Source organism: Microbacterium sp. Cr-K20 (genome assembly GCF_000708325.1).
Lineage (GTDB): Bacteria > Actinomycetota > Actinomycetes > Actinomycetales > Microbacteriaceae > Microbacterium.
Genome location: NZ_JARE01000047.1, coordinates 1 through 13365, shown reverse-complemented (window position 1 = coordinate 13365; position 13365 = coordinate 1). Strand labels below are relative to the sequence as shown.

General features: G+C 68.8%; 11 protein-coding genes. 5 read left to right on the top strand and 6 right to left on the bottom strand.

Features of this window, described 5'->3' with window-relative positions:
- Positions 1-1152 (bottom strand): flavodoxin-dependent (E)-4-hydroxy-3-methylbut-2-enyl-diphosphate synthase, encoded by a 1152-nt coding sequence (gene ispG / locus GZ67_RS0108185; protein WP_181156187.1) that lies wholly within the window; start codon positions 1150-1152, stop codon positions 1-3.
- A gap of 60 nt (positions 1153-1212) precedes the next feature.
- Here ispG and GZ67_RS0108180 point away from each other — a divergent pair, with 60 nt between their 5' ends.
- Together GZ67_RS0108180 and GZ67_RS0108175 are read left to right on the top strand one after the other, a co-directional pair.
- The gene (locus tag GZ67_RS0108180) at positions 1213-1839 is read left to right on the top strand and encodes a pyroglutamyl-peptidase I (RefSeq protein ID WP_029263679.1); all 627 of its coding nucleotides are present in this window, start codon (positions 1213-1215) and stop codon (positions 1837-1839) included.
- Positions 1840-2010: 171 nt separating this feature from the next.
- Positions 2011-3894, top strand: coding sequence for a chorismate-binding protein (locus GZ67_RS0108175; RefSeq protein ID WP_029263680.1), 1884 nt, complete (start codon positions 2011-2013; stop codon positions 3892-3894).
- A 4-nt stretch (positions 3895-3898) separates the two neighbouring features.
- Here GZ67_RS0108175 and GZ67_RS0108170 read toward each other — a convergent pair whose 3' ends face one another.
- The 4 genes from GZ67_RS0108170 to GZ67_RS0108155 form a co-directional block, all read right to left on the bottom strand.
- A complete protein-coding gene (locus GZ67_RS0108170) occupies positions 3899-6634 on the bottom strand; it encodes a DUF4135 domain-containing protein (protein WP_081859938.1) in 2736 nt (911 codons plus the stop codon).
- 6 nt (positions 6635-6640) lie between these two features.
- Positions 6641-6934, bottom strand: coding sequence for a hypothetical protein (locus tag GZ67_RS0108165; protein WP_029263682.1), 294 nt, complete (start codon positions 6932-6934; stop codon positions 6641-6643).
- Positions 6935-7016: 82 nt separating this feature from the next.
- Entirely contained in the window at positions 7017-7601 is a 585-nt protein-coding gene (locus GZ67_RS20130) for a GNAT family N-acetyltransferase (RefSeq protein ID WP_029263683.1), read from the bottom strand.
- Positions 7602-7673: 72 nt separating this feature from the next.
- Entirely contained in the window at positions 7674-8987 is a 1314-nt protein-coding gene (locus GZ67_RS0108155) for a M50 family metallopeptidase (protein ID WP_029263684.1), read from the bottom strand.
- A 65-nt stretch (positions 8988-9052) separates the two neighbouring features.
- Between GZ67_RS0108155 and GZ67_RS0108150 the strand changes: the two genes are divergently transcribed.
- From GZ67_RS0108150 to GZ67_RS0108140, 3 genes are all read left to right on the top strand, one after another.
- Entirely contained in the window at positions 9053-9637 is a 585-nt protein-coding gene (locus GZ67_RS0108150) for a hypothetical protein (protein WP_029263685.1), read from the top strand.
- A gap of 109 nt (positions 9638-9746) precedes the next feature.
- A complete protein-coding gene (locus tag GZ67_RS0108145; protein ID WP_029263686.1) occupies positions 9747-10421 on the top strand; it encodes a YcnI family copper-binding membrane protein in 675 nt (224 codons plus the stop codon).
- 93 nt (positions 10422-10514) lie between these two features.
- Positions 10515-12137, top strand: a complete 1623-nt coding sequence (locus GZ67_RS0108140; RefSeq protein WP_051662436.1) for a Mur ligase family protein — start codon at positions 10515-10517, stop codon at positions 12135-12137.
- A 39-nt stretch (positions 12138-12176) separates the two neighbouring features.
- Here the strand turns inward: GZ67_RS0108140 and dxr are convergent, their stop codons facing one another.
- Positions 12177-13259, bottom strand: coding sequence for a 1-deoxy-D-xylulose-5-phosphate reductoisomerase (dxr, locus tag GZ67_RS0108135; RefSeq protein WP_029263688.1), 1083 nt, complete (start codon positions 13257-13259; stop codon positions 12177-12179).
- Positions 13260-13365 lie beyond the last annotated feature (106 nt).

Below are 13365 nucleotides of genomic sequence, written 5' to 3'. Positions count from 1 at the left end.
TCAGACCGCGACGACCTGAGCGGTGCCGAGAGGCGCTTCGGGCCCCATCTCGGCAGCGATCCGGTTCGCCTCTTCGATCAGGGTCGCGACGATGTCCGCCTCCGGAACGGTCTTGATGACCTCGCCCTTGACGAAGATCTGCCCCTTGCCGTTGCCGGACGCCACGCCGAGGTCAGCTTCCCGAGCCTCACCGGGTCCGTTCACGACGCACCCCATGACAGCCACGCGCAGCGGCACCGTCATGTCCTTGAGCCCCTCGGTGACGTCCTCGGCGAGCGTGTACACGTCGACCTGGGCACGACCGCACGAGGGGCACGAGACGATCTCGAGCTTGCGCTCGCGCAGGTTGAGCGACTGCAGGATCTGGTGTCCGACCTTGACCTCCTCCGCGGGAGGAGCAGACAGGGACACGCGGATGGTGTCGCCGATGCCCTCGCCGAGCAGGATGCCGAAGGCCGTCGCGCTCTTGATCGTCCCCTGGAATGCCGGGCCGGCCTCGGTCACACCGAGATGCAGAGGCCAGTCGCCACGCTCGGCGAGCTGACGATAGGCCTTCACCATCACGATCGGGTCGTTGTGCTTGACCGAGATCTTGAAGTCGTGGAAGTCGTGCTCCTCGAACAGCGACGCCTCCCAGACAGCGCTCTCGACGAGTGCTTCGGCGGTCGCCTTGCCGTGCTTGGCGAGGATCCGACGGTCCAGGGAACCGGCGTTCACTCCGATTCGCAGCGAGACGCCCGCGGCTTTGGCGGCTGCCGCGATCTTGCCGACGTTGCCGTCGAACTCCCGGATGTTTCCCGGGTTTACACGAACGGCGCCACAACCGGCGTCGATCGCGGTGTAAATGTAGCGCGGCTGGAAGTGGATGTCGGCGATCACCGGGATCTGGCTCTTCATCGCGATGATCTTCAGGGCGTCCGCATCGTCTTGGTGCGGCACGGCGACACGAACGATCTCGCAGCCCGATGCCGTGAGTTCGGCGATCTGCTGCAGCGTCCCGTTGATGTCGGTCGTCTTCGTGGTCGTCATCGACTGCACGCTGACGGGAGCGTTGCCGCCCACGAGCACCTTGCCCACTTTGATCTGCCGAGACTTCCGGCGGGGGGCGAGGACTTCGGGGATCTTCGGCATTCCGAGGTTCACTGCTGGCACCCCTCAAGCCTACGCCGCCAGGATGCAAGTGGGCTGGACGGACGCACCTACGCTGGACCCATGGCGCTCATTCTTCTGACGGGCTTCGAGCCCTTCGACGGCGCATCCCGCAACCCGTCGGCCGATGCCGTGAACGCGGTCGCCGCCGACTACCACGGTCCGCACGAGCTCGTCGTCGCGACACTGCCCGTCGCTTTCGAGTCATCCGCGCGACGCCTCCGCGCGGTGATCGACCGGCACTCCCCCGACGCCGTCATCGCCACCGGGCTCGCCGGCGGGCGTCCGCAGATCGCGGTCGAGCGCATCGGCGTGAACCTGATGGACGCGCGCATCCCCGACAACGACGGCGCCCAGCCCGTCGATGCCGCCTGCGAACCCGATGGTCCCGCGGCCCGCTTCGCGACCCTTCCGGTCAAGCACCTGGTCCGGACCCTCACCGCGCACGGGCTGCCCGCGCAGCTCTCCCTGTCGGCGGGTTCCTACGTGTGCAATCACGTGCTCTACACCGCACTGGGCGCTGTCCCGGCCGACACCGTCGCAGGGTTCGTGCATCTTCCGTGGTCGACGAGCACCGCACCGGCGGAGGCTCCGCATCTCCCCGACGAGGTGTTGGCCCGTGCGGTGCGCCTCGTCGTGGATCATGCCCTCGACGCGGAGGTCGAGGAGCCCGGCGGAAGCATCTGGTGACGTCATCGCGCCGAAGCCGGCACCGGCGATGTGGTAGTTTCGGCCCCATGCTCGCGAACTTCACCTGGTGGCCCGCCTTCTAGGCGGTGTGTTCGCGTTCCCACGAATCCAGACCGCCTCCCGGGCGGTTTTTTCGTTGCGCCGAGCCGGAGCCTTGCACAGGAGACATCGATGACCCTCTCACGACTCGCCGAGCTCAGCGCCGACCCGGCAGCATCCTTCGTCCTGATCGCCCGCGACGGCGCAGACACCGTCGAACTGCTCAGCGGCGATGTGGTGGATGTCGAGCTTCTCGCCGACATCCCGCTCACGATCGACGGAACCCCCCGCGAGATCTTCGCGATGGTTCCGTATCGTCAGGTGCGCGAACGCGGATTCGTCGCCCAGGACGACGGCGCTCCGCTGCGATGCGTGATCGTCGACGAGCACCTCCACCTGCCGACGTCGCAGCTCCTCGCCGCGCTCCCGACCGCTCCCGTACCCCTGCACGACGACGGGTTCGACATCGCGGATGCGGAGTACGCGGCGATCGTCGAGAAGGTCATCGCGGAGGAGATCGGTCGAGGCGAGGGTGCGAACTTCGTCATCCGGCGCGACTTCACCGCGAACATCGACGTGGACGACCGGACTGCGGCCCTGACCTGGTTCCGCGCCTTGCTCACCCACGAACGCGGCGCGTACTGGACGTTCGCTGTCTTCACCCCCGGCCACATCGCCGTCGGCGCGAGCCCCGAGGCGCATGTCGTCGCCCGCGAGGGCGTGGTCACGATGAACCCGATCTCGGGCACGTTCCGTCACCCCGCAGGCGGGGCCACCAAAGAGACCCTGATCGACTTCCTCGCCTCCACCAAGGAGACCGAGGAGCTGTTCATGGTCGTGGACGAAGAGCTCAAGATGATGAGTGCCGTGTGCTCCGACGGTGGACGCATCACCGGTCCGCACCTGAAGGAGATGTCGCGGCTCACGCACACCGAGTACATGCTGCGCGGACGCAGCACCCTCGACCCGCGCGACATCCTGCGCGAGACGATGTTCGCGCCGACGGTGACCGGATCCCCGATGCAGAACGCCTGCGCCGTGATCCGACGCCACGAACGGAAGCCTCGCGGTTACTACTCGGGCGTCGCCGCACTGTTCACCCCGAACGCGGACGGCGGACACGACCTCGATGCGCCGATCCTGATCCGCACCGTGTACCTGCAGGGCGGGACGCTCAGTGTGCCCGTCGGCGCCACCCTGGTTCGTCACTCCGATCCGCAGGGAGAGGTCTCCGAGACCCATGGAAAGGCCGCGGGCGTGCTGGGTGCGATCGGGGCCATCGACCGGGACCGCGTGGCCGAGGCGCGCAGCGATGCCGATGCGCCGGCCGAGGAGCGTGCTCTCGCCGATGATCCCCAGGTCGCCGCGCTGCTCTCTTCACGCAATGCGCGCCTCGCCGAATTCTGGCTGAACCCGCAGGGCGAGGAGTTCACCCGACCGTTCGTCGGGCGCACCGCACTGGTCGTGGACGCGGAAGACCGGTTCACGACCATGCTCGCGCACCAGCTCCGTCACCTCGGTCTCACCGTGACCATCGCCGGATGGAGCGAGGTGCAGGATGCCGACCTCGATGCCGCCGACCTCGTCGTCGCGGGCCCGGGCCCCGGGGATCCCCGGGATCTGCAGAACCGCCGGATCGCCAGGATGCGCGAGGTGGTCGCCCGTCGCCTCGATGTAGGAGCCCCGTTGCTGGCGGTGTGCCTCAGCCACCAGATCCTCGCCGACCGACTCGGGGTGGCGCTGACCCCGCTCGACGCCCCGCATCAGGGCCTGCAGAAGTCCGTCCCGGTGTTCGGGGAGGATGCCTCGATCGGCTTCTACAACACGTTCACCGCACGCGTCCTCCCCGAGACGACGACGGTCGGGCCGGCAGAGGTCTCGGCCGATGCCGCCTCCGGCGACGTGTTCGCTCTCCGCGGTGCCCACTTCGCATCCGTCCAGGGACACCTCGAGTCGATCCTCTCGCGCGACGGCATCCGTACGCTCGAGCGCCTCGTGTCGCACGCATTCGCCTGAGCGGTCAGCCGACCTCGTAGGACAGCGAGGCCAGCCGCACACTGGCTCGGTCGCGGTGCGCCGCGAGATAGAGAAGCTTCCCGGACAGCCCGGTGAACAGCCCGACCCTGCTCGCGTACGGCGGTTCGGCGACCTCACCGAGCGGATCGCGGATGAGCATCTCGAGCGCCTCAGGACGCGTTCGATCGGAATCGCGGCGTCCCCACCGGTCGATGTACGGGGCTGACTGCTGAAGGATCGCGCGGCCGAGGCTGCCGTGGCAGAGAGAAGTCCCCGTGAGAGGAGAACCCACCATCCGCGCGCGCAGTTCATCGAGGCCCGACTCATGCCCCACCTGCAGCCGTGACTCGATCTGGCCCGTCGCTCCCCAGCACCATGAACCGGAGAGTGCCTTCTGCGCCTGCTCGCTGTCCCCGGCAGCTTCCGCCTTGGCGAGGAGCGTCTGCTCGAGGTCGAAGCACTCGCTCACGAAGGCACGCACGTCGGGATCGTCGCCCTCAGTGGCAAGAGCGAGCACGATCCCGGACAGCCCGTGGGCGAGGCCCGGCTCGGCACGCCCCTTCCTCAGCGTCGTGGCGACGATCTCGACCAGGCGGTCGCGAGCCGCCGAACCGAGTCGCGAAAACGGCGCTGCGCCGCGAATCCTCCCGAGACGCTCTGCAGCGAGCACCACACCGGCGGCGCCGTTGAGATGATCGGGGGAAGCCATGCTCGGGGACAGGCCGTCCAGTGCCACACACACGTCGCCCAGTCGATCGAGCGTCTCCGCATCGTCGCGCAGCCGGGCGGCTTCCCCCAACGCGAGCGCAGCGCCGAGTGGGCCCTCGCCCAGTCCGAGCGAGAGCACTTCATCCGTCGATCGTGCCCGGCTCTCGACGAATCTCTCCAGCGCACGCAGCAGCGAGGCGCTCGTCAGACGATAGAGATCATCGGCGCGGTGACTCTCCAGAGCCGCAGCACCGGCGGCGAGGACGATCCCCGCCAGCCCGTCGTAGACGCCGTTCCGCGTCACGAAGATCTCGTGGCGACTCGGAGAGTGCTGAATCGACGAGACCCACCACACATGATCGCCCGTCCGCTGCGCGGTCGCACGGAGCCGGTCGACGATCTGCTCGATCGCCGGAACCGGGCTCGGCATCCGTCGCACGTCCTGCGGCACGGTCCGGGGTGTCGAGTCCACCGTCCAATCCGGATCCTCGAGGCCCAGCTCGAGACTCCGTCGCAGCAGGTGGGTCTGACCGGGCACCGCGCCCCGGTCCGTGAGGGCGAGGAAGCGCTCGGTCCACAGGCCGAGTACGTCGCGTCCGGTCTCCAGGGCGTTCCCCGTGCCCGACTCGAGGCGACCGCGCCCGACATCGACTTCGAACACGGGCACGCAGCCGTCATCGAGCTGCCGTGCCTCCTCCTGCAGGATCCACGCGACCTCTGCGCTCGAAGGCGAGGCCCCGGCCGTCCGCTCGCCGTGCGGCGCCTTCACCTGGAGCAGACTGACGAACGACGCCGTGGAGCGCGTGAGGATCCGGCACCTCAGGTCGTCCCGGCGTGCGACGGCGGTGATGATGCGCTCCTGCACGTCCGGATCGCTCAGGCGAGCCGACGCGTCGCCGAAGCCCTCCTCGAGATCGGCGACATGGTCGGCGAACGGGGCGCGGGTCGAGCCGATGTGGGGCTGACTCCCGAACACCTGAGGCTCGAGCAGCCGCTCGTACGATGTGCGCAGCACTCCGTCTCGACGCGTGATCCTCCGCACCTGCGCCTGCCGCGCAGGGTCGGCGAACGCACCGAGGGCACTCGCGTCGTACGGATCGGCATCCTCGAAGCGTTTGCCCCAGTTGGGGACGAGGAGCGTCGCGAGGAGGCTGGGGGCGTTTCGGGCGAAGTACCCGTCGTCGGCCGGCGACGAGGAAGACAGCCCGGAACCGAACGCGCACTCCGCGTCGATGACGTACGGCGCTCCCCGCGCGCACTTCACGTTCTCGTAGTGGAGGTCCTGCATGCCGAGGGCGCTCGCGACCGCGATCAGTGCACCGAATCGTCGGTAGTAGACGGCACGCTCCCGGTCTGTCTCCACGTTCTCGAAGACGATGTACTCCTGCCAGCCGTGCGTCCCGCGATCGAGAGTCCGCGGGATCCTCGGCGGATCGGGCAGCTCCAGGATGCCGAGGATCTCGTCGATGAGCACATCCGGTGCGAGCGAACGCGGCTTGTACACCAGCACCGGGCGTCCCTCGGCATAGATGCCGAGGACCGCTCCGCGCGGATGCACGTCTCCGAGGACCTTCAGGTGGCTCACGGAGGCGAGCAACGCCGCTGCCCAGGTTCCCGACGCGAGTTCGGCACGGAGATCGTCGACGAACAGGCGCGCAGCGCGGCGGAAGACGGTTCCGAGCCGCTCCGCTCTCGGAACGAGATCGCCGAGATCCATCAACTCCGCCCAGCGGTGCCCGGACTCGGCGAACTCGTCCCACATCTCACGGCCGTCGTCAGGGATGGAACGTCCACTCACCCGCTCGTACTCATCCTGCGCAGCAAGCGAGAGAAGCGTCGTCGCCTGCGAAACGAACGAGCTCGCGAACGCGCCCACCAATGCGCCCTCCGCAAGGACGTCACATGTGCGCTCGAGCTCGGACAGCTCCTCGCACAGGTCGCTCACCTGCGACCAGATCAGCAGGACGGGCCAGTTATGGCGTTCCGAGTCCCCGATGTCCTCGACCCACGCCGCGGGGGTTGGGCCTGGCATCCGGTGCTAGGCGCGCCAGCCGAACGTCACCGGGGCAGCGGGTTCCGCTGCGAATGTCGGACCGACGGCGCAATTGCACACCGTGTTGTTCTGGCAGGTGGGCCCCATGATCGTCGTGCACATCTGGGGGTTGTTGGTCTCGGTGGCGGACACGGTCGTGTCGATCGCCTCGGTGTCACGGCCGACCAAACTGCGGAAGATGGCCTCGTCGATCGTCTCCCGCCCCGACGAGATGTCGTTCGAGGCTGCGGAGTCCGACGCTTCGCGAACAGCGATCCTGAGATCAGCGATACTCGTCATTTCGTCTCTCCTTCGTTTCGACTGACTGGGGCGGCAACTGCGCCGCTCTTCCCCGCCACGGTACGCAGGCACCCGCCGAGAGTCAACGAAGCGCGCTGTCCTCGGCGGTCTCGTCCCACTTCGTCTGCGTGGCGCGGCCGGCCTCCCACTCCTCGCGGAGGATGGCGTAGATCACCACGTCGTTCCAGCGCCCGTCGCGCCACTGCGCGCTTCTCGCGATTCCCTCCCGCGACATACCGCCAGGACGGGCCGAGGGGTTCTTCGGTGCTGCCGTCGCCGCCGTCGCCGCCTCGATCCGGTGGGTGGCGGTCGTCGAGAACAGGTAGTCGATGAGCAGCACCAGACCACTCGACGCCGCGCGCGTGCGGCGGTGCTCCGGAAGCACGAGGAGACCGATCCCCCAGCCCCGATGACGAGGAGAGCCACCGTAGTCGTACCCGGGAAACCAACTCACCTGGCCGATCGTCGCGCGATCACGCACCAGACGCATCCGACCGCCGTCCGGCGTGATCATCCCCAGCCCCGGGCTCTGCGGCCCGAACGGCGGCACCTGGGTGTATCCGAAGCCGAACCAGTTGTTGGGCTGCCAGGCCTCGGGGTCACGAAGACGCTCCGCCATCTCCGCTTCGGACTGGGGGTCGTATGGTCGCAGTGAGTATCCGTGCATGGGTGCCTCCAGGGAGCGTTCGGTCGATCCACGCTTCACTCTGCCACCCATGACGCCGATCACGGCGACCGGCTACTGGAACAGGGACACCGGCTTCACGATGTCGGCGATCAGGAGGAGCGCACCCATCGCGATGAGCACCACCGAGACGACCACCGTGAGAGGCACGAGGCTCGTGGCGTCCACCGGCGCCGGAGGCGGTCGACGGAAGATCTTCGCCCAGATCCTGCGGATGCCGTCCCAGAGCGCGACGACGATGTGGCCGCCGTCGAGGGGAAGCAGCGGTATCAGGTTGAAGACGAACAGCGCGATGTTGAGCATGCCCAGCAAACTCAGGAGGCCCGCCCATCGATCCAGGACGGGCGCATCCACGGAGGCGACCTCTCCGGCGAGTCGGCCGACGCCCACGACGCTCAGCGGGCCGTTCGGGTCACGGTCCGCGCCCGCGAACACCGATGCGCCGATGTCCCACAGGCGCGCCGGGAGGTTGAGGATCATGGTCGCCACGCGTCCGGCGGAATCGACCGCCATCTCCGGTCCGGCCGAGAGCGGCTGCTGGATGTAGCCCATCTGGGAGTACATGCCCGCATAGCCGACCTCCTTCACCACCGGGTCGCCGTTCTCGTCCTGCAGCGGCCGGCCGCTGGCGTCCGTGATCGTGCGTTCGGCGGCGATGGGAGTCAGGCTCAGCGACTCGTCGGAGCCGTCACGGCGCACGACGACATCCAGCACTTCGCCCGGCGAGGCCTGAATGATTGCGGTCGCATCGGCGAACGTCGACACCGGCTGTCCGTCGACGGAGAGGATCACGTCGCCGGGCTGCACTCCGGCCTCGGCAGCCGGAGACTCGGGGTCGTCAGGCGAGCACTCGGTGGCAGTGGACGCGGAAGGCACCACGCACTCACTCACCGCGGATATCGTCGTGGTGCCCTGCTGGAGGCCGATCCCGGAAAGCAGGATCGTGAAGATCACGGTCGCGAGCAGCAGGTTCATCACCGGCCCGCCGAGCATCACGATCACTCGCTTCCACACCGGCAGGCGGTAGAAGACGCGATCCTCCGCACCGTCGGCGATGGTCTCGTCGTTGGCGGATCGGGCGTCCTGGATGAGCGACCGGAAGAGACCGGATGCGGGGCCCGAGCTCTTCGAGGGCGGGTACATCCCGGACATCGAGATGAAGCCACCCAGCGGCAGCATCTTGAATCCGTACTCGGTCTCGCCGATGCGCTTCGACCACAGACGCGGTCCGAAACCGATCATGTACTGGCCGACGCGCACGCCGAAGAGCTTCGCGGGGACGAGATGGCCGACCTCGTGCAGACCGATCGAAAGGCCGAGGCCGATCAGCATGAAGAGGATGCCGCCCAGATAGAGCAGGAATTCCACGTGCCAACGCTACTGCCCCCAGCTAGGAATCCGCCCGACGACGCGGGCGCGGCTAGGGTGGAACCGTGAATGCCCGGCAGCTGCGACTCGTACGCGCCGCCGCCGTCTCATCCGTCGCGACACTGCTCGCCGCGCTCTCGCACACGTTCGGCGGCGGTGCCGCACCGCATCCGCTGCTGATCCTCGCGGTCGCGACCCTGCTCACACCGTTCTCGGCCCTGCTCGTGGGGACCAGACAGTCACGCGGTCGCGTGGCATCCGCCGTCTTCGTGGCGCAGGCCGCGTTTCATGTGCTGTTCCAGGCACTCGGATCGCCGACCGGCGCCGACACGCTCGGCGGCGTCGGCCACACCCACCACCTGAATCTCGATCTGCTCGGGCCCGCGACATCGGAGACATCCCTCAGCACGACGATGCTGCTCGCGCACCTCGCCGCCGCCGTGCTCACCACTCTGCTGGTCTGGCACGGGGAGACGCTCTTGGGGAGCATCGTGCGGTGGGTCGAGGCGATGTTCCGGCGCGCCGCCGCAGGCGCGCCCGCTCAACACCGCCGACCGCCCCGCCTGCGCTCCACTCTCCTGCCTTCGTTCGATGCCGCCGTCGCGGCTGCTGTGCCCCGACGCGGGCCTCCTGCGCTCATCCGCGACTGATCCACACGGATCCGTCGCACCGGAGTCGGCCGCCGTCCTGGCGGAACAACCCCCTCGCCGGGTGCGCCTTCGTCGCGCGCCCGCTTTTTCGAGCACCAGGAGATCCTTCATGTCCCGTACCACCCGTACCCGCACCCACCGCGCAGCCCTCGCCACCGCCGGCATCCTCGGTGGCGCCGTCCTCGCCCTCGCCGTCCCGACGATGGCGGGCGCGCACGTCGGCGTCAGCCCCGATGAACTCGCCGCCGGAGACCATGGCGTACTCACCTTCTCGTTCTCGCACGGATGCGACAACTCCCCCACCACGGCCCTCCGCATCACGATGCCGGACGGACTCGCCTCCGTGGCGCCGACGATGGACGGCGACTGGAACATCGCGGTCGAGCGCGGTGACGACGGCCTCGTGAGCGCAGTCACCTACACCGCGCTGACGCCCGTACCGAACGATCTCCGCGGAGCGGTGAGCATGTCCGTCGGGCTCGACGAGAGCACCCCGGAGACACTGGCCTTCCCCGTCGTGCAGGAGTGCGTCGACGGCGCGACCGAATGGACCCAGCTCGCCGAGAAGGGTGAGGACCCCCACAGCCTGGACGCACCGGCACCGGTGGTCTCCGTCACAGACGCCGCGACCGACGGGCACGGTGACCATGGCTCCGCTGGATCGGCAGACGAGGCAGCGACGACGACGACCGATCCGCTGGGAATCGCGCTCGGAGCCGGCGGACTCGTCGCCGGGATCGCCGCACTGATCGTCGCCGTCCTCGCCTACCGTCGCCGCGCCTGACGCCGTCCGACTCCTTGCGCTCCCCCACGCGGGCGCGCAAGGAGTCGTGCCGCAGAGGTGTTCACCGTGCCGTCGTGAGATCATGGATCCGACATGTCGATTGAACAACAACCGAGCCTGCCTCCCGTGCTCCGCCCCGCGAACCCGCCCCGGCGTGAGCTGTCCGAACTCGCTTCCCGTTTCGCCCGCAGTGTGCGCGGCGACATCGACGGGATCGCCCTCTCCGGCATCACCCTCGCCACCGCGGATCTTCGCCCGGGCGAGGCCTTCGTCGCGATCAGGGGCGTCAACAGGCACGGTGCGGATTTCGCCGTCGCCGCTGCCGAGAAGGGCGCCGTCGCCGTCATCACCGACGAGCCCGGCGCTGCGATCGCCGAAGCAGCGGGGCTGCCGATCCTCGTGGTCGACGACCCGAGGGCGGTCCTCGGCGACCTGAGCGCCTGGGTGTACGGCACCGGCGCAGATGACCCGCTTCCGCTGCTGTTCGCCACGACGGGAACGAACGGGAAGACCAGCGTCTCCCACCTGCTCGAGGGCATCCTCGACCAGATCGGTGTCGTCACGGGGCTCTCATCGACCGCCGAACGTCACATCGCCGGTGAGGTCATCGTCTCGCGGCTGACGACCCCCGAGGCCTCCGAGATGCACGCACTCCTGGCCCTGATGCGCGAGCGCCAGGTCGAGGCCGTGGCGGTCGAGGTCAGCGCTCAGGCTCTGTCGCGCCACCGTGTCGACGGCATCCGATTCGACGTCGCCGGCTTCACCAACCTCAGCCACGACCACCTCGACGACTACGCCGACATGGAGGAGTACTTCCAGGCGAAGCTCCCGCTCTTCCGGCCGGACCGCGCCAAGCGCGGCGTCATCTGCCTCGATTCGCCGTCCGGCGCGATCGTGGTCGACCGCTCCGAGATCCCCGTCGTGACGGTGGGGACGCCCTCGATCGCCGCCGACCCCGAGGCGGCGGCCGCCGCGGACTGGGTCGTCGTCATCGACGACGAGCGTGCGGCGGGCACCACTTTCACGATGACCGGCCCGGCAGGCTCCCTCACGACCACGGTCCCGGTGATCGGCCCGCACATGGCCGCGAACGCCGCGCTCGCGATCGTGATGCTCCTCGAGGGCGGCTACGACTGGCAGCGCATCGTCGATGCTCTCGCCCGCGATGAAGGCATCCGCGCCTATCTCCCCGGCCGTACCCAGCTGGTGTCCGGGGAACGCGGGCCTGCGGTGTTCGTCGACTTCGGCCACTCCCCCGACGCGTTCGAGAAGACGCTCGCCGCCGTGCGCCGCGTGACACCGGGCAAGGTGCTGATGCTCTTCGGCGCCGACGGCGACCGTGATGCGAGCAAGCGGTTCGACATGGCGCGCACCGCCGTCGAGGGCAGTGACATCCTCGTCGTCACCGACCATCACCCGCGCTTCGAGGATCCGGCCTCCATCCGCGCGACCCTCATCGAAGGTGCACGCAAGGCACGACCGGATGCTGAGATCCACGAGGCCTCGCCGCCCGAGAACGCGATCATCACCGCGGTCGCGCTCGTGGGCGACGGCGACGCGATCCTCTGGGCAGGCCCGGGCCACCAGGACTACCGCGACATCCGCGGGGTACGCACGCCGTACTCGGCGCGCGAGCTGGCACGCAGGGCTCTGCGCGCCGCAGGCTGGCCGGTTCCTGAACCCCGCTGGCCCGTTCCCTACGCCGACGAGGACTGACTCGGGAGCCGGGGCGGCAGACGTCGCTCCGGGTTCGGCTCAGCTCGCCGCGATCATCCGGTCCGCGGTCGCGCGCGCCCAGGCTTCGGCTGCGGCGAGCGTCTCCACGGTGAGCACGTCGGGTGCATCATGGGCGTCGACGACACGCGCGATCGTGTCGACGATGCCGAGGAACGACAGCCGACCCTCGTGGAACGCGTCGACAGCCTGCTCGTTCGCCGCGTTGTAGACAGCGGGGAAGGTGCCGCCCGCACGACCGACGGCCTTCGCGAGTGCGACCGAGGGGAAGGCCTCGCCGTCGAGCGGCTCGAAGGTCCAGGACGACGCCGTGGTCCAGTCGAGCGGTCGTCCGACGCCTCCGACGCGGTGCGGCCAGTCCAGACCGAGCGAGATCGGGAGTCGCATGTCGGGCGGAGAGGCCTGGGCGATCGTGGAGCCGTCGATGAACTCGACCATCGAGTGCACGATGGACTGCGGATGCACGACCACCTCGATGTCGTCGTAGGCGACATCGAACAGCAGGTGCGCCTCGATGACCTCGAGCCCCTTGTTCACGAGAGTGGCCGAGTTCGTCGTGACCATGCGTCCCATATCCCACGTCGGGTGCGCGAGGGCCTCCTCGGGGGTCACATCTGACAGTTCTGCACGCGTGCGACCACGGAACGGACCGCCGGATGCGGTCACGACGAGCCGGCGCACCTCGGCGTGAGTGCCGGCGAGCAGGGCCTGCGCCAGCGCCGAGTGCTCGGAGTCCACCGGGACGATCTGTCCGGGCGCAGCGGCGGCGAGAACCAGGTCCCCGCCGACGATCAACGACTCCTTGTTCGCCAGGGCCAGCGTGCGGCCTGCCTTCAGCGCCGCGAGAGTCGAGCCGAGTCCGATCGAGCCGGTGATGGCGTTGAGCACGACATCGGCCTCGACATCGCGGACGAGCTGCTCGGCCTCGTCCGCCCCGAGCGCCGTGTCCTCGACCTGGAACTGCGCGGCCTGCTCACCCAGCATCTCGGCGTTCGAGCCGGCGGCGAGGCCGACCAGTTCGAACCGACGGGGATTGGCGCGGATGACATCCAACGCCTGGGTGCCGATGGAGCCGGTGGAGCCGAGGACGATGATGCGACGCATGACGCCAGCCTAGGACACGCCCTCGACGCCGCCGCTGCTACTGCTGGACCGGGGTGGTGGCGAGGATGTCGACGACGAAGACGAGGCTCTCCTTCTGGAGCTCGTG